Origin of the sequence: Kocuria sp. WN036, from assembly GCF_002287015.1 — a bacterium.
GTDB classification, from domain to species: Bacteria; Actinomycetota; Actinomycetes; order Actinomycetales; family Micrococcaceae; genus Kocuria; species Kocuria rosea.
On the sequence record NZ_NSKF01000013.1, the window covers coordinates 56,129 to 73,805 of the forward strand.

Annotated in this window: 16 protein-coding genes; 13 read left to right on the plus strand and 3 right to left on the minus strand. The window is 73.8% G+C overall.

Annotated features, from left to right (window positions below; all coding sequences use genetic code 11):
* The first annotated feature begins 54 nt into the window (after positions 1 to 54).
* Complete coding sequence (locus tag CK505_RS09790; RefSeq protein ID WP_095650953.1) at positions 55 to 681, plus strand: maleylpyruvate isomerase N-terminal domain-containing protein; 627 nt, start codon at positions 55 to 57, stop codon at positions 679 to 681.
* A gap of 90 nt (positions 682 to 771) precedes the next feature.
* On the opposite strand, the gene CK505_RS09795 is transcribed toward CK505_RS09790, so the two are convergent.
* Positions 772 to 1,371, minus strand: a complete 600-nt coding sequence (locus CK505_RS09795) for a phosphoesterase PA-phosphatase (protein ID WP_095650954.1) — start codon at positions 1,369 to 1,371, stop codon at positions 772 to 774.
* A 55-nt stretch (positions 1,372 to 1,426) separates the two neighbouring features.
* On the opposite strand from CK505_RS09795, the gene dtd reads away from it, so the two are divergent.
* Positions 1,427 to 1,879: a D-aminoacyl-tRNA deacylase gene (gene dtd, locus CK505_RS09800; protein WP_095650955.1), complete on the plus strand. Its 453-nt coding sequence runs from the start codon at positions 1,427 to 1,429 to the stop codon at positions 1,877 to 1,879.
* A 21-nt stretch (positions 1,880 to 1,900) separates the two neighbouring features.
* Here dtd and CK505_RS09805 read toward each other — a convergent pair whose 3' ends face one another.
* Positions 1,901 to 3,205 carry a cation:proton antiporter gene (locus CK505_RS09805; protein ID WP_095650956.1) on the minus strand — a complete coding sequence of 435 codons (1,305 nt, stop codon included), beginning with the start codon at positions 3,203 to 3,205 and terminating at the stop codon, positions 1,901 to 1,903.
* Positions 3,206 to 3,386: 181 nt separating this feature from the next.
* On the opposite strand from CK505_RS09805, the gene CK505_RS09810 reads away from it, so the two are divergent.
* Entirely contained in the window at positions 3,387 to 4,859 is a 1,473-nt protein-coding gene (locus CK505_RS09810) for a replication-associated recombination protein A (RefSeq protein ID WP_095650957.1), read from the plus strand.
* Between the two features lie 9 nt (positions 4,860 to 4,868).
* Here CK505_RS09810 and CK505_RS09815 read toward each other — a convergent pair whose 3' ends face one another.
* Complete coding sequence (locus tag CK505_RS09815; protein WP_095650958.1) at positions 4,869 to 5,825, minus strand: sugar-binding transcriptional regulator; 957 nt, start codon at positions 5,823 to 5,825, stop codon at positions 4,869 to 4,871.
* A 68-nt stretch (positions 5,826 to 5,893) separates the two neighbouring features.
* On the opposite strand from CK505_RS09815, the gene CK505_RS09820 reads away from it, so the two are divergent.
* From CK505_RS09820 to CK505_RS09865, 10 genes are all read left to right on the plus strand, one after another.
* Positions 5,894 to 7,693, plus strand: a complete 1,800-nt coding sequence (locus CK505_RS09820) for a glycerol-3-phosphate dehydrogenase/oxidase (RefSeq protein WP_095650959.1) — start codon at positions 5,894 to 5,896, stop codon at positions 7,691 to 7,693.
* Between the two features lie 112 nt (positions 7,694 to 7,805).
* Positions 7,806 to 8,588 carry an MIP/aquaporin family protein gene (locus CK505_RS09825; RefSeq protein WP_095650977.1) on the plus strand — a complete coding sequence of 261 codons (783 nt, stop codon included), beginning with the start codon at positions 7,806 to 7,808 and terminating at the stop codon, positions 8,586 to 8,588.
* Between the two features lie 59 nt (positions 8,589 to 8,647).
* Positions 8,648 to 10,171 carry a glycerol kinase GlpK gene (gene glpK / locus CK505_RS09830; protein ID WP_095650960.1) on the plus strand — a complete coding sequence of 508 codons (1,524 nt, stop codon included), beginning with the start codon at positions 8,648 to 8,650 and terminating at the stop codon, positions 10,169 to 10,171.
* Between the two features lie 379 nt (positions 10,172 to 10,550).
* Positions 10,551 to 11,183 (plus strand): 30S ribosomal protein S4, encoded by a 633-nt coding sequence (rpsD, locus tag CK505_RS09835; RefSeq protein WP_017832285.1) that lies wholly within the window; start codon positions 10,551 to 10,553, stop codon positions 11,181 to 11,183.
* A gap of 192 nt (positions 11,184 to 11,375) precedes the next feature.
* Positions 11,376 to 11,804, plus strand: coding sequence for a DUF948 domain-containing protein (locus tag CK505_RS09840; protein WP_095650961.1), 429 nt, complete (start codon positions 11,376 to 11,378; stop codon positions 11,802 to 11,804).
* On the plus strand, positions 11,801 to 12,172 hold the full coding sequence (locus tag CK505_RS09845; RefSeq protein ID WP_052133033.1) for a hypothetical protein: 372 nt from the start codon (positions 11,801 to 11,803) through the stop codon (positions 12,170 to 12,172). The genes CK505_RS09840 and CK505_RS09845 overlap by 4 nt, the downstream gene beginning before the upstream one ends.
* Positions 12,172 to 14,868 carry an alanine--tRNA ligase gene (gene alaS / locus CK505_RS09850; protein ID WP_035928515.1) on the plus strand — a complete coding sequence of 899 codons (2,697 nt, stop codon included), beginning with the start codon at positions 12,172 to 12,174 and terminating at the stop codon, positions 14,866 to 14,868. The genes CK505_RS09845 and alaS overlap by 1 nt, the downstream gene beginning before the upstream one ends.
* Positions 14,865 to 15,557 carry a Holliday junction resolvase RuvX gene (gene ruvX, locus CK505_RS09855; RefSeq protein ID WP_229588678.1) on the plus strand — a complete coding sequence of 231 codons (693 nt, stop codon included), beginning with the start codon at positions 14,865 to 14,867 and terminating at the stop codon, positions 15,555 to 15,557. Before alaS ends, ruvX begins: the two co-directional genes overlap by 4 nt.
* Positions 15,554 to 16,777, plus strand: a complete 1,224-nt coding sequence (gene mltG, locus CK505_RS09860; protein WP_052133031.1) for an endolytic transglycosylase MltG — start codon at positions 15,554 to 15,556, stop codon at positions 16,775 to 16,777. The genes ruvX and mltG overlap by 4 nt, the downstream gene beginning before the upstream one ends.
* A complete protein-coding gene (locus CK505_RS09865; protein ID WP_255250927.1) occupies positions 16,774 to 17,661 on the plus strand; it encodes a shikimate dehydrogenase in 888 nt (295 codons plus the stop codon). The genes mltG and CK505_RS09865 overlap by 4 nt, the downstream gene beginning before the upstream one ends.
* The last annotated feature ends 16 nt before the right edge of the window (positions 17,662 to 17,677 follow it).

Consider the following 17,677-nt stretch of genomic DNA (forward strand, 5'->3'; position numbering starts at 1 on the left):
GGGCCGGATCCCGCCGACCGGACCCGCCCCCGCGCCGAGCACCCAGGGGAGCCCATGAGCCGTGATCCCGCCGCCGCCCGCACCGCCCTCCTCGACGCCGGGGCCTGGTTCGCCGACCTCGTCGGGGAGATCCGCCCGCACCACTGGACCCGGCCGGGCCTGGGCGCCTGGGACGTCCGGGCGCTCGTGGGGCACACCCACCGCGCGCTCGTCACGCTCGGCACCTATCTCACGGTCCCCGCCGACGACGAGACCTGCACCGGCACGGCCCAGTACTACGCGCTCTCCGCCGCGGCCACGGACCCCGCTGAGGTCGAGGCCCGGGGCGTCGCCGCCGGCCGCGAGCTCGGCCGGCATCCGTCCGCCACCGTCCGGGCCTCGCTGGACCGGGCCCGGGACGCCCTGGCGCAGGTGCCCGTCGACGAGGACCCGCTGATCCGCACCCTGGTGGGCGGCACCCGGCTGCGCGCCTACGTGCCCACCCGCACGTTCGAGCTGGCGGTCCACGGCCTGGACGTCGCCGGGGCCTGCGGGCTGGACCGGAGACTCCCCGAGCACGTCCTGGCCGACGCCGGACGGACGGCGCTGGAGCTCGCCGCCCACGGCGGGCACCTGCCCGGGGTCCTGCTGGCGCTCACGGGCCGGCGGCCGCTGCCCCCGGGCTTCTCGGTCCTGGGCTGAACCGGCCCGGGCTGCACCGATCCGGGCTGCACCGACCGGGGCCGCACCGACCGGGGCGCCGGTCCTGGGCGGAAGCGGCCCGGGCGCCGGTCAGAGCACCGTGCGCGCGGCCGACGCCCAGACCAGCGCGACGAGCACGCCGATCAGGGCCCCGACGACCGTCTGCGCCGGGGTGTGGTCCCCGGTGCGCACCCGCGAGACGGCCACCGCGACCGGCACCGGCGCCGCGGCCAGCGCCGCCCACGGGGCGCTGAGGACGCCGAGCCCCACGGCCCAGCACGCGGCCATCGCCACGTGGGCGGAGACCTTCCACCACAGGGTCACGACCAGCAGCACCAGCAGGCCCAGCAGCACGAACGCCGTGGTCACCGGCACCACCGGAGGGGCGCCCAGCGCGAGCTCGGCGACCACCACGAGCGCCGTGAGCACCCCCGTGGCGGCGTAGACCGGCAGCCGCTGGGCCCGGGCGCGCACGAAGTGCCCGTCCACCCGCCCGCGCCGGGCCAGCACCCGCAGCACGAGCATCGGCAGCGACGCCACGACCACCGCCGTCCCCAGACCCCACAGGGCCCCGGACCACCCGGCCCCCGACCAGCCGGCGAGCACCAGCAGGGACAGCACCAGCGGGGCGGGCGCGAACACCTCGGCCACCAGGGTGCTCGGTCGGGGCGTGCTGCGCGCGGTGGTCATGGGACGAGGCTAGCGGGGCCCCGGGTGCGCCCGGTCCTGTGGTGGACTGGGGCCCATGCGCATCGTTCTGCAGAGAGTGTCCCGGGCCGCCGTGACCGTCGGAGGAGAGGTCGTGGGGGCCGTCGAGGAGCCGGGGCTGCTGGCCCTGGTGGGCGTGACCCACGACGACGACGCCGCGACGGCCGCGAAGCTCGCCGAGAAGACCTGGACGCTGCGGCTGCTGGAGGGCGAGCGGTCCTGCGCCGACCTCGGCGCCCCGGTGCTCGCCGTCAGCCAGTTCACCCTCTACGGCGACGCCCGCCGGGGCCGGCGCCCCTCGTGGTCGGCCGCCGCCCCCGGCCCCGTCTCGGAGCCCGTGTTCGAGGCGTACGTCGCCGCGCTGCGGGAGCTCGGCGCGCGCGTGGCGACCGGCCGCTTCGGGGCGGCGATGCAGGTGGAGCTCGTCAACGACGGCCCGTTCACCCTGGTCCTGGACAGCGCCGAGCTGGAACGGCCCCGGCGGGGCTGAGACCGGGGCCGGCGCGGGCCGTCAGATCGCCGTGCGGGGAGCGGCCTCCTCGGAGCCCGTCTCCTCGCGGGCCTTCCGCTCCCGGGCGCGGTCGAGGGCCGCGATGACGGGCCCCGCGGTGACCCCGTGCAGCAGGACCGAGCCGACGACCACCAGCCCCACGATGCGCCACAGGGCCTGGTCCTCGGCGGCGAACTCGCCCTCGGACAGGGCGTAGGCGAGGTAGTAGATCGAGCCGATGCCGCGCACGCCGAAGAAGGCGAGCACGCCGCGCTCCCACGGTCCCGTCCGGCCGCCGAGCAGACTGATCCAGCCGGCGAGGGGGCGCACCAGCAGCAGGAAGGCCGCCGCGACGAGCACCTCCCGCCAGCTGAGCCCGGCGAACAGCCCCCGGGCCACGGCGCCGCCCAGGAGCACGAGCACCACCACGGTGAGCAGCCGCTCGAGCTGCTCGATGTAGCTGTGCAGCACGCCGTGGGCGCCGTGCACCCGCTCGCCCGCCCGGATGGTCACGGCGCACACGAACACGGCGATGAACCCGTAGCCCTCGACCATCTCGGTCAGACCGTAGGTGAGGAAGGTGGCGGCCAGGGCCACGAACCCCTCGGTCTGCGCGGTCGTGCGGACGCTGTCGAGCCGGGAGTGGAAGAAGAGCCGCCGCAGGAGCAGGCCCACGAGGACCCCGGCGAGACAGCCGACCGCGATCCGCCAGGCCACGTCCACGCTCAGGAAGTGCGGCAGCCACGCGCCGGGAGCGGTGCCCACCACGCTCAGGGCGATGGCGAGGTAGACGAACGGGAAGGCCAGGCCGTCGTTGAGCCCCGCCTCGGAGGTGAGCCCGAAACGGACCTCGTCCTCGCCCTCGAGGTCCTCCTGCGACTCCGAGGGCTCCCCGACCTGCACCTCGGAGGCCAGGACCGGATCGGTGGGGGCCAGCGCCGCGGCCACGAGCACGGCCCCGGCCGCGCTCAGCCCCAGCACCGACCAGCCCAGCAGGGCCGCCCCGAGCAGGCTCAGGGGCATGGCGATCCCCAGCAGCCGCCAGGTCGTGGCCCAGCGCCGGAAGCCCAGCGGTCGGTCCAGGGCCAGCCCGGCGCCCATCAGCGAGACGATCACGCAGATCTCGCTCAGGTGCAGGGTGACGGCGCTGTGGGCCACCGGGTCCGGGTCGGGCAGGGTGTCGGCCAGGGCGAAGATCACCGCCCCGGCGGCCAGGAACACCATGGGCATCGACACGGGGGCCCGCACGAGCAGGCGGGGCAGCAGGGCGGCCGCGAACACGGCGAGCCCGGCGGCGGCGAAGAGCAGACTCGGGGCCTCGAACACCGGTACCTCATTCCTGGAACGGCCGGGCGGGATCCCCGGTGGACCCCGCGCCGCAGCGGTCGTGGCCGTCGCCGGGCGGAGCGCGCCCGCCGCCGGCACCGACGTGATCAGCGTGCTGATCGTACGCCCTGTGCCCCCTCGTCCGACAGGCCGCGACGGGTGCAGCCGCTAGCCTGAGGGGGTGACCGGCTCCCTCTTCGACGACCTCGACGCCCCCGACCCCGGTCCCCGCGCCGCCGGGGACGGGGCGGACCGTGCCGCCCGCCCGGCCGGCCGGGCGCGGCGCTCCCGGGCGCCGCTGGCGGTGCGGATGCGCCCGCGCCGCCTCGACGAGATCGTGGGCCAGCAGCACCTGCTCAAGCCCGGCTCCCCGCTGCAGGTGCTGGCGGGGGAGGACCGGGGCCCGGCGGGACCGTCGTCGATCATCCTGTGGGGCCCCCCGGGCACGGGCAAGACCACCCTGGCCCACGTGATCGCCCGGGGCGTGTCCCGGAAGTTCGTGGAGCTCTCCGCGATCACCGCCGGCGTCAAGGACGTGCGGAAGGTGATGGACGAGGCGCTCACGGACCGGGACCTGCACGGGCGCACCACGGTGCTGTTCCTCGACGAGATCCACCGCTTCACCAAGGCCCAGCAGGACGCGCTGCTGCCCGGGGTGGAGAACCAGTGGGTGGTGCTGGTCGCGGCCACCACGGAGAACCCGTCCTTCTCGGTGATCTCGCCGCTGCTCTCGCGCTCGCTGCTGCTCACGCTGCAGCCGCTGGAGCGCGCCGACATCGGGGCGCTGCTGGACCGGGCCGTCGCCGACCCCCGGGGACTGAACGGCGAGGTGGAGCTCACCGCGGAGGCCCGCGAGCACCTCCTGGACCTGTGCGGCGGGGACGCCCGCAAGGCCCTGACCTCCCTCGAGGCCGCCGCCGGGGTCGCGTTCTCGGAGCAGCCGGACGACCACGACACGGACGGGGACACCGGCGGGGATACGGACGGGGACGACGGCGGGGACCGCGCGCGGCCGGTGCCGGTGATCACCCGGGAGCACGCCGAGGAGGCCCTCGACCGGGCGGCGTTGCGCTACGACAAGAACGGCGACCAGCACTACGACGTGGTCAGCGCGTTCATCAAGTCGATCCGCGGCTCCGACGTCGACGCCGCGATGCACTACCTGGCCCGGATGATCGAGGCGGGGGAGGACCCGCGGTTCATCGCCCGCCGGCTCATCATCTCCGCCTCCGAGGACATCGGCACCGCCGACCCGACCGCCCTGCAGACCGCGGTGGCGGCCGCCGACGCCGTGCAGCTCATCGGCATGCCCGAGGGGCGGATCCCGCTGGCCCAGGCCGTGGCGCACCTGGCGACCGCCCCGAAGTCCAACGCCGCCTACACGGCGATCAACGAGGCGATCGCCGACGTCCGCGCCGGCCGGGCCGGACCCGTCCCGCTCCACCTGCGCGACGCCCACTACCCCGGCGCGGGCCAGCTCGGTCACGGCCGGGGCTACGTCTACTCCCACGACGAGCCCAACGGCGTGGCCGCCCAGCAGTACCCGCCCGACGAGCTCGTGGGCACCGACTACTACCGGCCCACCGAGCACGGCCGCGAGCGCGAGATCGCCCACCGCCTCGAGATCCTGCGGGGCATCGTCCGGGGCCGGTGACCGCCGGGCTCAGCGGCCGAACAGGTGGCGCACCACCGACGCGGCCGTGCGCTCGTCGATGAGCAGGTCCGTGACTACGCCCGCCCGCAGGGCGCCCACCACGCCCGGCACCTTGTGGTCCCCCGCCACCACGCACAGCCGGCGCGGGATCCGCCGCAGCTCCATGGGCGTGGGCCCGCTCGCCCGCCGGTTGTAGTCGATGTCGGCGTAGGTTCCGTCCTCCCGCAGGAAGACCGTGCACACGTCGCCGACCACCCGGTGCGCGGACAGCTCCCGGAGCGCGTCCTCCGGCAGGTAGCCGCTGGTGTACACCTGGGAGATCATCGGACCGCGGAAGGCCCCCACGCTGAACACCGCCAAGTCCGCCGCGTTGCGCACCGCCAGCACCCGCCGCACCGAGGACTCCTGCCACATCAGCCGCCGCGTCTCCTCCTGGTCGAAGAACGCGGGGGCGGGGAAGGGCAGCAGCGCGGCCCCGAAGGCCGCCGACATCTGCCCGAGCAGCGCCGAGGACTGCGCCGCCCCCGTGGAACGGGCGCTGACCGCGCCGTTCATCTGCACGACCACCGCGTCCCGCGTGGCCTTCGGCTGCAGGTGGCCCCCGATCGCGGAGGTCGTGATCCCCCAGGCGACCGCCAGCGTCATCCCGTCCCCGAACCAGTCGCCCAGCAGTCCCGCCGCGGCCCGGGCCACGGACTCCAGCCGCTGCGGCTCCGTGGCCGTGCGCGGCGTGCCCGCCACGTGCACCGTCACCCCGAAGGCCTCCCGGAGCCGGTGGGACAGGTCGTGTCCCGCGTCCGGGGGAGCCGCGAGGCTGATCCGCACGATGCCCCGCTCCCGGGCGGCCTGCAGCATCCGCGAGACCGTGGGGCGGGAGACCCCGAAGCGGTCCGCCACCGCCTCCATCGTCATGCCCTGCACGTAGTACAGCTCCGCCGCGTGGTGGAGCTCGGCATCACCGTGCATGTGACCCTCCCTTCCCTGCACGTCCGTTCATTTGCTTTGAGCATAGGTGCAACCCAGGACAGAGTGTGATGCAGAGCACCTTCCCGACCGCAACCACCCGCCCCGAGGAGTTCCCCACCATGGCCCACCCCACCCTCTCCAGCGCCGAACGGGACCGCGCACTCGCCGAGTTCTCCGACGGCCCCGAGCTCGACGTCCTCGTGGTCGGTGGCGGCATCACCGGCGCCGGCATCGCCCTGGACGCCGTGACCCGCGGACTGCGCACCGGCATCGTCGAGGCCCAGGACTGGGCCGGCGGCACCTCGCAGTGGTCCTCCAAGCTCGTCCACGGCGGCCTGCGCTACCTCCAGCAGCTCGACTTCAAGCTCGTCTCCGAGGCGCTGCGCGAGCGCGAGCTGCTCCTGGACTTCCTCGCCCCCCACCTCGTCAAGCCCGTGCCCTTCCTCTACCCGCTGACCCACCGCTTCTGGGAGCGGCCCTACGTCACCGCCGGGATCGGCCTCTACGATGCCCTCGCCCACATCGGCGCCAAGGTCGCGACCCTGCCCTACCAGCGGCACTACAGCTTCAAGGGCGTCCAGCGGGTCTTCCCGGACATCAAGCCCGGCTCCATGGTCGGCGCCGTCAAGTACTGGGACGGCCAGGTCGACGACGCCCGCCTCGTCGTCACCATCGTGCGCACCGCCGTGCGCTACGGCGCGCTCGCCGCGAACCGCACGCGGGCCGTGTCCTTCCCCACGGACGAGACCGGCCGGGTGGTCGGCGCCACCGTGCGCGACCTCGAGACGGGGGCGGAGCACACGGTGCGGGCGAAGACCGTCATCGCCGCCACCGGGGTCTGGACCGAGCAGACCCAGGACCTGGCCCACGCCGAGGGCGGGCTGAAGGTGCTCGCCTCCAAGGGCATCCACATCATCGTGCCCCGCGAGCGGATCCGCGGCGAGAGCGGGCTGATCCTGCAGACCGAGAAGTCCGTGCTCTTCATCATCCCGTGGGCGCGGTACTGGATCATCGGCACCACCGACACCCCCTACCACCAGGACCTCGTCAACCCGGTGGCCACCGCGGAGGACATCGACTACGTCATCGACCACGCCAACGTGGTCCTCGACCGGCCGCTCACCCGCGAGGACGTGATCGGCACGTACGCCGGGCTGCGTCCGCTGCTGCAGCCCGGGACGAAGAAGGGCGGCGGGGACGCGCAGTCCACGAAGATCTCCCGCGAGCACACCGTGACCGAGGTCGCCCCCGGGCTGATCACGATCGCCGGGGGCAAGCTCACCACCTACCGGGTGATGGCCGAGGACGCCGTGGATCTCGCCCTGGGGGAGGAGCGGGCCAAGGCCGTGCCCTCGGTCACCGACCGCACTCCGCTGCTGGGCGCGGAGGGCTATCTCGCGCTCAGCCACCAGGCCGGCAGCCTGGGCGCCCGGCACGACTGGAACGAGGAGCGGGTGCAGCACCTGCTCGGCCGCTACGGGTCGGCGATCACCGAGATCGCCGAGCTCGTGGAGGACCGCCCCGACCTGGGCCGCCCCCTGGAGGGGGCCCCGGCCTACCTGCGGGCGGAGATCGTGCACGCCTGCACCCACGAGGGCGCGCTGCACCTCGAGGACATCTTCGACACGCGCACCCGGCTCACGTGGGAGCAGGCCCGCCACGGTCTCGACGCGGTCGAGGAGATCGCGGACCTCGCGGCCGAGGCCCTCGGCTGGGACGACCGGCGGCGGGGGGCCGAGGTCGAGGCCTACCGGCTCCGCTGCGCGGCGGAGGACGAGGCCGCGAGGACCCCGGACGACACCGCGGCCGCCGCCGCACGGGCGGCGGCCCCCGACGTCCTGGAGCTCGTGCGCCCCTCCGAGGCCTGAGCGCCCACCCGTCCCACCGAGCCCCGTCCCCCGACCCCACCCCCCACCGGCCGTCCCCGACGGGCGGCCGGTCCATCCAATCCGCACCACCTGAGGAGTCGCAGTGCTGTCGATGTCGAACGCAGTGGTACAGGCCGTCGCGCCCACCGTGCCCATCTCCCTGTCCACCGTCTTCTGGTCCGAGGTCGCGGGCACCGCGATGCTGATCCTGCTCGGCGCCGGCGTGGTCGCCAACGTCGCACTGCCGAGGTCCAAGGGACTCGGCGGCGGGTTCCTGATGGTCAACTTCGGCTGGGGCCTGGCGGTGTTCGCCGGCGTCTACGTCGCCTGGCAGTCCGGTGCGCACATCAACCCCGCCGTGACCGTGGGGCTGTGGGCCAGCGGCGCCGAGGAGTACGCCCCCGGGGTGGCCGTCACCCTCGTCAGCACGCTCGTCTACTTCGCCGGTGAGCTGATCGGCGCCTTCCTGGGCGCCGTGCTGGCCTTCCTCGCCTACAAGAAGCACTTCGACGAGGACATCGACGCGGAGACCAAGCTGGCCGTGTTCTCCACCGGCCCGGCCGTGCGCTCCTACGGCTGGAACGTGGTCACCGAGGTGATCGGCACGTTCGTCCTCGTCATCGTGATCCTGCTCTTCGGCAACACGCCCTCGGAGATCGGGCCGCTGGCCGTGGCGCTGCTCGTGGTCGGCATCGGCGCGAGCCTCGGCGGGCCCACGGGCTACGCCATCAACCCCGCCCGTGACCTCGGTCCGCGCATCGCCCACGCCGTGCTGCCCATCCGCGGGAAGGGCTCCAGCGACTGGGCCTACGCCTGGGTCCCGGTCGTGGGCCCGCTCATCGGCGCCGTGCTCGCCGGCGGCTTCTACCAGCTGTACGCCAACGTTCCCGCCTGACGCCCGCACCACCACCGACCGACCCGTCCACGACACCACAACGAAGTGAGGGACCACCCATGAGCACCGACACCAAGTACGTCATGGCCATCGACCAGGGCACCACGAGCTCCCGCGCGATCATCTTCGACCACCGGGGCACGATCGTCAGCACCGGCCAGCTCGAGCACGAGCAGATCTTCCCGCGCGCCGGCTGGGTGGAGCACGACCCCATGGAGATCTGGCGCAACGTCCGCAAGGTCGTCGCCGACGCCGAGGCCTCCGCCGAGATCAACGCCCGGGACCTGGCCGCCGTGGGCATCACCAACCAGCGCGAGACCACCGTGGTCTGGGACCGCACCACCGGGGAGCCCGTCTACAACGCCATCGTCTGGCAGGACACCCGCACCCAGAAGATCGCCGAGGAGCTCGGCGGGGAGGTCGGCCCGGACCGGTACAAGGACCGGGTGGGCCTGCCGCTGGCCAGCTATTTCTCGGGCCCGAAGGTCAAGTGGATCCTGGACAACGTGGACGGCGCCCGGGAGCGGGCCGAGCACGGGGACCTGCTCATGGGCAACACCGACTCCTGGCTGGTGTGGAACATGACGGGCGGCGTGGACGGCGGGGTGCACGTCACCGACGTCACCAACGCCTCGCGCACCATGCTGATGAACCTGGCGACCCTCGACTGGAACGAGGAGATCTGCGCCGACATGGGCATCCCCACGTCGATGCTGCCCGAGATCCGCTCCTCCTCCGAGGTCTACGGCAAGGGCCGCACCCGCGGCTTCCTCAAGGACGTGCCGATCGCCGGCATCCTCGGCGACCAGCAGGCCGCGATGTTCGGGCAGGCGTGCTTCGAGAAGGGCATGGGCAAGAACACCTACGGCACGGGCAGCTTCGTGCTGATGAACGTGGGCACCGAGGTGGTGCACTCGGAGAACGGGCTGCTGAGCACGGTGTGCTACAAGATCGGCGACCAGGACGCCGTCTACGCCCTGGAGGGCTCCATCGCCGTGACCGGGTCCCTGGTCCAGTGGCTGCGCGACAACCTGGGTATCCTCTCCTCAGCACCGCAGGTCGAGTCCCTGGCCGCGTCGGTCGAGGACAACGGCGGGGCCTACTTCGTCCCGGCCTTCAGCGGCCTGTTCGCCCCGTACTGGCGCTCGGACGCCCGCGGCGCCCTGGTGGGCCTGACCCGCTACGTCAACAAGGCCCACATCGCCCGGGCCGCCCTGGAGGCCACGGCCTACCAGTCCCGCGAGGTGGTCGAGGCGATGAACGCCGACGCCGGGGTGGACATCACCGAGCTCAAGGTGGACGGCGGGATGACCGCCAACGAGCTGCTCATGCAGTTCCAGGCGGACCAGCTCGGGGTCCCGGTGATCCGCCCGGAGGTCACCGAGACCACGGCCCTCGGCGCCGCCTACGCCGCGGGCATCGCCGTCGGCTTCTGGTCCGGGACGGAGGAGGTCACCGCGAACTGGGCCGAGAACAAGCGCTGGGAGCCGCAGATGGAGGACGCCGAGCGCGGCCGGCTGTTCCGCAACTGGCAGAAGGCCGTCACCAAGACCTTCGACTGGGTGGACGAGGACGTCGACTGACCGCGTCCGCGCCGAGGGCTCGTGCGCCGGAGCGCCGTCCGAGGGCTCGTGCGCCGGAGCGCCGTCCGGGACTCCCGGGCGGCGCTCCGGCGCGCCGGGACCGGGACGGGGGCCGGCCCGCACCCCGGGGCGCGCCACGGCCCCGCACACGCTATAGTGGGACGTCGGCCGGCAAGGCCCGTGCTCCCGCACGCCCGGCGCACCGCCTCAACCACGGTGCGCGGCGCGCGGCCACGGCGCTTGCAGGACAGGAGGATTGCGGCTGATCCTCACCTCTCCGGCGGGACCGATCCCGTCCTCGGAGGCCGGACCGAACAGAACACGCTCCCCCCGCACCGCACGCCGGACGGGGGAGGGCACCGCATTGTGAAAGGTAAACGTGGCTAACAACACGCGTGCGCGCCGCCAGGTGCGCAAGTCCCGCGCCCTCGGGATCGCCCTGACCCCGAAGGCCGAGAAGTACTTCGAGCGCCGTCCCTACGGCCCCGGCGAGCACGGCCGTGCCCGCCGGAAGGCAGACTCGGACTACGCCGTCCGGCTGCGCGAGAAGCAGCGTCTCCGGGCGCAGTACAACATCCGCGAGAAGCAGATGCACATCGCCTACGTCGAGGCCAAGCGCCAGGAGGGGCAGACCGGTGAGAACCTGGTCGCCCTGCTGGAGTCCCGCCTGGACGCCCTGGTCCTGCGCTCCGGCTTCGCCCGGACCATGGCCCAGGCCCGCCAGATGGTCGTGCACCGCCACATCCTGGTGGACGGTGAGCGGGTGGACCGCCCCTCCTACCAGGTCAAGGAGGGTCAGCTGATCCACGTGCACGCCAAGTCGGAGAAGATGGTGCCCTTCCAGGTCGCCGCCGCCGGCGCGCACCAGGCCGTGCTGCCCGACACCCCGGGCTACCTCGACGTGCAGATCGAGAAGCTGCAGGCCAAGCTGGTCCGCAAGCCCAAGCGCGCCGAGGTCCCCGTGACCTGCGAGGAGCAGCTCGTGGTGGAGTACTACGCCCGCATGGCCTGATCCTGCGGGCTCCTGCCGCCGGGACCCCCCGGGGCAGGGCCTTCCCTGCGGAGAGCCCGCGGCGCCTGCGCCGCGGGCTCTTCCGTTCGGTACAGTTGATCCCCGGGCACCGCGCCGGTGCCCGTCCCCGCACGCCCGGGCGGTCCTGCCGCCCCGGCCCCCCGACCCGACCAGCAAGGAGCGCGCCGCCCCATGACCGGTGGAGAAATCGCAGGACTGCTCGCCGTGGGGGTGTTCGCCGTGCTGGTGCTCCTGCTCGCGGTGCCGATCCTCAAGCTCGGCAAGGTCTTCGACGAGCTGCGGCTGACGATCCGCTCGCTCAACAACGAGACCGTCCCCCTCATCGACGAGGTCACCCGCACCGTCTCGACCACCAACTCGCAGCTCGAGAAGGTGGACGGGATCACGACCAACGTCTCCGACGCCTCCGCGAACGTCTCCGCGCTGTCCTCCCTGGTGGCCTCCACCGTGGGCCAGCCGCTGATCAAGGTCGCCGCGTTCTCGCACGGCGTCCGCCGGGCGTTCACGGGCGACACCGCGCCGCACGGCTCCCACCGGGCCGACCGCTTCGGGGCCGCCGACGAGCAGGCCCCCGGCGCCCCGGGGGAGGACCGGCCATGAGCTTCTGGGGCCGGCTCGCCCTCGTGGCCGCCGGCGGCGTGCTCGGCGCCGCCGCCACCCGCCTCGCCCGATCACCCGGCCAGGACCTCTCCGTGCCGGGCGGGGCCGGCGCCGCGCGCACCCCCCGCCCCGGGGACTGGCGCTCCCGGCTCTACCGCTTCGCCGCCACCGTGCGCGCGGGCATGGACGAGCGCGAGGCCGAGCTGCGCGAGTCCTTCGGCGTCGCCGCCCCCCGGCCGCAGACCGGCCGTCTCGACGCCGGTCGCACCGCCCCGCCGGTGCTCGACGGCACCGCCGCCCCCCGCGCGGCCGGGGCCGCGGCGGAGCCCACCGACCCCTCGACCGAACGCGAAGGAAAGCACCGGTAATGCTCTCTCAGGAAATCACCAAGCGCTGGCTGGACTACTTCGAAGGCCAGGGCCACACCGTGGTGCCCTCCGCCTCGCTGATCTCCTCCCAGCCGGGTGCCATGTTCACGATCGCGGGCATGGTCCCGTTCATCCCGTACTTCCTCGGCCAGGAGACCGCCCCCTACCGGCGCGCCACGTCCATCCAGAAGTGCATCCGCACCCTCGACATCGACGAGGTGGGCAAGACCGCCCGGCACGGCACGTTCTTCCAGATGGCCGGCAACTTCTCCTTCGGCGACTACTTCAAGGAGCGCGCCATCCCCATGGCGTGGGAGCTGCTCACCAGCCCGCTCGAGAAGGGCGGCTTCGGCCTGGACCCGGACCGGCTGTGGGTGACCGTCTACGAGGGCGACGAGGAGTCCTACACGCTCTGGAAGGACACCGTGGGGGTGCCTGCCGAGCGGATCCAGCGGCTGGGCCGGGACGAGAACTACTGGGACACCGGCCAGCCCGGTCCCGCGGGCCCCGACTCCGAGATCTTCTACGACCGCGGCCCCCGGTACGGCCGGGAGGGCGGCCCGGCCGTCGACGACGACCGGTACATCGAGATCTGGAACCTCGTCTTCATGCAGTACCAGCGCGGTGAGGGCTCGGGCAAGGACTACGAGATCCTGGGCGACCTCCCCGAGCAGAACATCGACACCGGCCTCGGCGTCGAGCGCCTGGCCATGCTGCTCCAGGGCGTCGAGAACTTCTACGAGACCGACCAGGTCCGCCCCGTCCTGGACCGGGCGTCCGAGCTCTCGGGGAAGCGCTACCACGGCTCCGAGAAGCCGGGGGAGGAGGGCTACGACGACGACGTGCGGATGCGCGTGGTCGCCGACCACGTCCGCTCCTCGCTGATGCTCATCGCGGACGGCGTGAGCCCGTCCAACGAGGGCCGCGGGTACATCCTGCGCCGCCTGCTGCGCCGCGCGATCCGCGCGATGCGCCTGATGGGCGTCACCGAGCCCTGCCTGCCCGTGCTGCTGCCCGCCTCCCGGGACGCCATGCGCGGCGTCTACCCCTACGTGGCCGAGGACTTCGAGCGGATCTCCCGGATCGCCTACGCCGAGGAGCGGGCGTTCCTGAAGACCATCGAGTCCGGCACCACCCGGCTCAACGAGGCCGTGGCCGGCGCCCGGCGCCAGGGCCAGGCCGTCTCCGGCGCGGAGGCCTTCGCCCTGCACGACACCTACGGCTTCCCCATCGACCTGACCCTCGAGATGGCCGCGGAGGCCGGGGTCGCGGTCGACGAGACGGCCTTCCGCGGTCTCATGGAGGAGCAGCGCCACCGCGCGCAGCAGGACGCCCGCGCCAAGAAGGGCGCCCACGCCGACCTCTCGGTGTTCCGCCGGCTCGTCGACGAGGGCGGCTCGGTGTTCACCGGCTACACCCGGCTCGGCCACGAGACCGTGCTGCGCGCCCTGCTGCAGGACGGCGTGACCGTCCCTGCAGCCTCGGCCGGGGAGCACGTCGAGGTCGTCCTCGACGAGACGCCGTTCTACGCCGAGGCCGGCGGCCAGGCCGCCGACCGGGGCACCATCAGCGGCGACGGCTTCGTGCTCGAGGTCACCGACGTCCAGCAGCCCGTGAAGGGGCTGTCCGTGCACCAGGCGGTCGTGCGCGAGGGCGAGGCCCTTTCCGGGGCCACGGTGCTCGCCCAGGTGGACGTCGCCCGCCGGCGCGCCGCCGAGGCCGCCCACACCGGCACCCACATCGTCCACGCGGCCCTGCACGACATCCTCGGCCCCGAGGCCGTCCAGCGCGGTTCCTTCAACAAGGAGGGGTACCTGCGCTTCGACTTCGCGTGGGGCGAGGGGCTCGCCGAGGCCCAGCGCCGGGAGATCGAGGAGGTCTCCAACGCGGCGATCCACGCCAACCACGAGGTCGTCACGCAGGAGATGGCCCTCGACGAGGCCAAGGCCATGGGCGCCATGTCCCTGTTCGGCGAGAAGTACGGGGACCGGGTGCGCGTGGTCGAGCTGAACGGACCCTGGTCCCGGGAGCTGTGCGGCGGCACGCACGTGGGCGGCACCGCCCAGATCGGCTCCCTCACCCTGCTCACCGAGCAGTCCGTGGGCTCGGGCAACCGCCGCGTCGAGGCGCTCGTGGGCCTGGACTCGTTCCGCCACCTCGCGGCCGAGCGGACCCTCGTGCACCAGCTCACCGGCATGCTCAAGGTGCAGTCCTCCGCGGAGCTGCCCGAGCGCCTGGCGGGCACCCTCGAGAAGCTGAAGTCGGCCGAGAAGGAGCTCGCGGTCCTGCGCCGGGAGAAGCTCCAGGCGCAGGCCGGCGCCCTGCTCGACGGCGTGCGGGAGGTCGGCGCCGTAAAGGTCCTGACCCACGACATGGGCGAGGTCTCCGGGGCCGACGACGTCCGCTCGCTCGCCCTCGACCTGCGCGGCCGGATGACGGCGGAGCCGTTCGTCGTCGCCGTCACGGGCACGGCCAAGGGCCGTCCCCTGGTCCTCGTGGCGACCACCGAGGGCGCCCGCGCGGCCGGGGTGCAGGCCGGCCGGCTCGTGCGCACGGCCGCCAAGGTCCTCGGCGGCGGCGGCGGCGGCAAGGACGACATCGCCCAGGGCGGCGGGCAGGACCCGGCCAAAACGGGGGCCGCCCTGGACGCGGTGCTGGCCGACATCGCCCGGGCGACGGGCGGCGCCGCCGCGTGAGCGACGCCTACGCCCGGGGACGGCGGATGGGGGTCGACGTCGGCCTCGTCCGCGTCGGGGTCGCCCTGTGCGACCCCGACGGCATCCTCGCCACGCCGCTTACCACGCTGCGGCGCGACCCCGACCCCCGGAAGGGCTTCGACGTGAAGCTGCTGGCCGGTCTGGTCCAGGAGCACGACGTCGTCGCCGTCTACGTGGGGCTGCCCCGCAGCCTCGACGGCGGGGAGAACGCCTCGACCGCGATGGCGCGCGACTACGCGGAGGCCCTCGTGCGGCGGCTGCGCGTGAAGGGCCGCGACGTGCCGGTGCGGCTGGTCGACGAGCGCCTCAGCACCGTGGACGCCCACCGGGCGCTGCTGGAGGCCGGGGTCGCCCGCCGCGACCACATGGACAAGGTCGACCAGGTGGCCGCGGCCACCATCCTGCAGAGCGCCGTGGACCGGGCCAGGGCGACCGGGGCGGAGCCCGGCGCGCCGGTGGAACCGCCGGTCCCCGGCGCCGCGGCACCCGCCGTCCCGCATAATGGGGGTGACCGCGACGGGCAGGGTCCGGCCGCGGCCCGCCGCGGGGAGTCGTCCACCGGAGCCGGGAACACGGCCGAGGACACCGCCGAGGACACCGCCGGAGCGCCCGACCGGGCGCGGACGGCACCGTTGACGACCACCGATCCGGACGGAGAGCATTCGTGAGCGACGATCCGTACGACCAGTCGGCGCCCCGCCGACCCGAGGCGCCCCGGGAGTCGTCCGGCGGCGGTCTGGGCAGCCTCCTGGACGCCCCGTCCTCGAGGGAGCCCTCCACGGGCCTGCGCGGCGTCTTCGAGCACGAGGAGCTCACCCCCGAGCAGGTCAAGCGGCGCCGGCGCCGCGGCCGCGTCTCACTGACCACGGCCATCGCCCTGTTCCTGCTCGCCGCGCTGATCACGGTGTCCGTGCTCGGCTCCACCTTCCGGTGGTTCGAGGTCCGCGACTACCGCGGCGACGGCAAGGACCCCGTGACCTTCTCCGTGGCCGACGGCGCCACCACCGGCCAGATCGCCGTGGCCCTCGAGGCGCAGGGGATCGTGGCGGACGCCGAGACGTTCGTCGAGACCTACCAGGAGGAGCACGCCGAGCAGTTCATCCAGCCGGGCGAGTACGAGCTGCGCACGGAGATGAGCTCGGAGGCCGCCGTGGACGCGCTCATGGAGGAGGACGAGGCCACCCACTACGCGGCGGTCAACCGGACCCTGCGCATGACCGACGTGTTCGGGGTCCTCAGCGAGTCCACCGGCATCCCCGTCTCCGAGTTCGAGGCCTACCGGGAGGACACGGCGACGTTCGGGATCCCGGACCGCTTCCCCACCCTCGAGGGCTGGCTGCACCCGGGCGAGTACCGGTTCCCGCTGGACGCCACGGCGGAGCAGATCCTGCAGACGATGGTGGACCGCACCCGCACGACCCTCGACGACAACGGCATCAGCGACGAGGACCAGATCTTCGAGGTGCTCACCATCGGCTCGATCATCGAGTTCGAGGTCCAGCCCGAGCACTACGACGTGGTGGCCGGCGCGATCGAGAACCGGCTCGAGAACCCCGACGGCGAGACCTCCGGTTTCATCCAGTCCGACGCGTCCGTGACCTACGGCCTCGACCGCCGCAGCTACGACTTCTCGGAGGAGGAGCGCCGCGACGAGTCCAACCGGTACAACACCTTCGCCAACCCCGGCCTGCCGGTGGGCCCCATCGGCTCCCCGGGCGACGCCGCCATCGCGGCGGCCGCCGACCCGCAGGACAACGACTACTACTTCTGGGTGACCGTGGACCTGGACACGGGCGAGACGAAGTTCGCCGAGACCTACGCGGAGCACCTGGGGTACGTGGAGGAGTACAACCAGTGGTGCAGCGAGAACGAGGGCCGGTGCGGGTGAGTCCCGCCCGCGCCGCCGTGGTGGGCCACCCCATCGGCCACTCGAGGTCCCCGGACCTGCACCGCGCCGCGTACGCGGTGCTGGGCGAGGACGTGCACTACGACGCCCACGACCTGGTCGAGGAGCAGCTCCCGCCGTTCGTCGACGCCTGCCGGTCCGATCCCGCCTGGCGCGGGCTGTCGGTGACGATGCCCCTGAAGTCGGTGGCCGCCGCGTGCGCGGACGAGCTCACGGTCCTCGGGGCGGCGGTGGGCGCGGTCAACACCCTGCTCTTCCGCCCGGACGGGACGGTGCTCGGCCACAACACCGACGTCACCGGCATCGTGGGCGCGGTGCTCGCGGCGGGCACCGTGCCGGCCGTCCCCCGGGCCGCCGTCCTCGGCGGGGGCGGCACGGCCACGGCCGCCGTCGCCGCCGCGCAGCGGCTCGGGGCCGCCTCCGTGGACGTCTTCGTGCGCTCCGCCACCCGCGCCGGGCGCGCCGTCGAGGCGGGGCGCCGGCTCGGGATCCCCGTGCACCTGCGGGCGTGGGACGAGGCGCCGGGCCTCCTGGCCGCGTACGACGTGGTCGTCTCCACCCTCCCGCCGCACGGCGCGGACGAGCTGGCGGCGCAGCTGGAGGCCGCCGCCCCGACCACCACGGGCGTCCTCCTGGACGCCGCCTACGACCCGTGGCCGTCGGCGGTGGCCGCGGCCTGGTCCCGGGCCGGGGGAGCGGTGGCCCCGGGACTCGATATGCTGATCTTCCAGGCGGTGGACCAGATCCGCCTGTTCACCGGCCGCGATCCGGGCACACCCCTGCCCCGCGAGCAGGACGTGGTCGCCGCGATGTGCGCGGCCGTGGGGCGGCCCATCCTCGCCGCCCCGTCCCTGCCCCGCACCTGAGACCTGTCGGCGGCCG

Coding starts and splice junctions, on each gene's coding strand:
- CK505_RS09790 (WP_095650953.1), top strand. CDS start 55: ATGAGCCGTGATCCCGCCGCCGCCCGCACCGCCCTCCTCGACGCCGGG.
- CK505_RS09795 (WP_095650954.1), bottom strand. CDS start 1,371: ATGACCACCGCGCGCAGCACGCCCCGACCGAGCACCCTGGTGGCCGAG.
- dtd (WP_095650955.1), top strand. CDS start 1,427: ATGCGCATCGTTCTGCAGAGAGTGTCCCGGGCCGCCGTGACCGTCGGA.
- CK505_RS09815 (WP_095650958.1), bottom strand. CDS start 5,825: ATGCACGGTGATGCCGAGCTCCACCACGCGGCGGAGCTGTACTACGTG.
- CK505_RS09820 (WP_095650959.1), top strand. CDS start 5,894: ATGCAGAGCACCTTCCCGACCGCAACCACCCGCCCCGAGGAGTTCCCC.
- CK505_RS09825 (WP_095650977.1), top strand. CDS start 7,806: ATGTCGAACGCAGTGGTACAGGCCGTCGCGCCCACCGTGCCCATCTCC.
- glpK (WP_095650960.1), top strand. CDS start 8,648: ATGAGCACCGACACCAAGTACGTCATGGCCATCGACCAGGGCACCACG.
- CK505_RS09840 (WP_095650961.1), top strand. CDS start 11,376: ATGACCGGTGGAGAAATCGCAGGACTGCTCGCCGTGGGGGTGTTCGCC.
- CK505_RS09845 (WP_052133033.1), top strand. CDS start 11,801: ATGAGCTTCTGGGGCCGGCTCGCCCTCGTGGCCGCCGGCGGCGTGCTC.
- alaS (WP_035928515.1), top strand. CDS start 12,172: ATGCTCTCTCAGGAAATCACCAAGCGCTGGCTGGACTACTTCGAAGGC.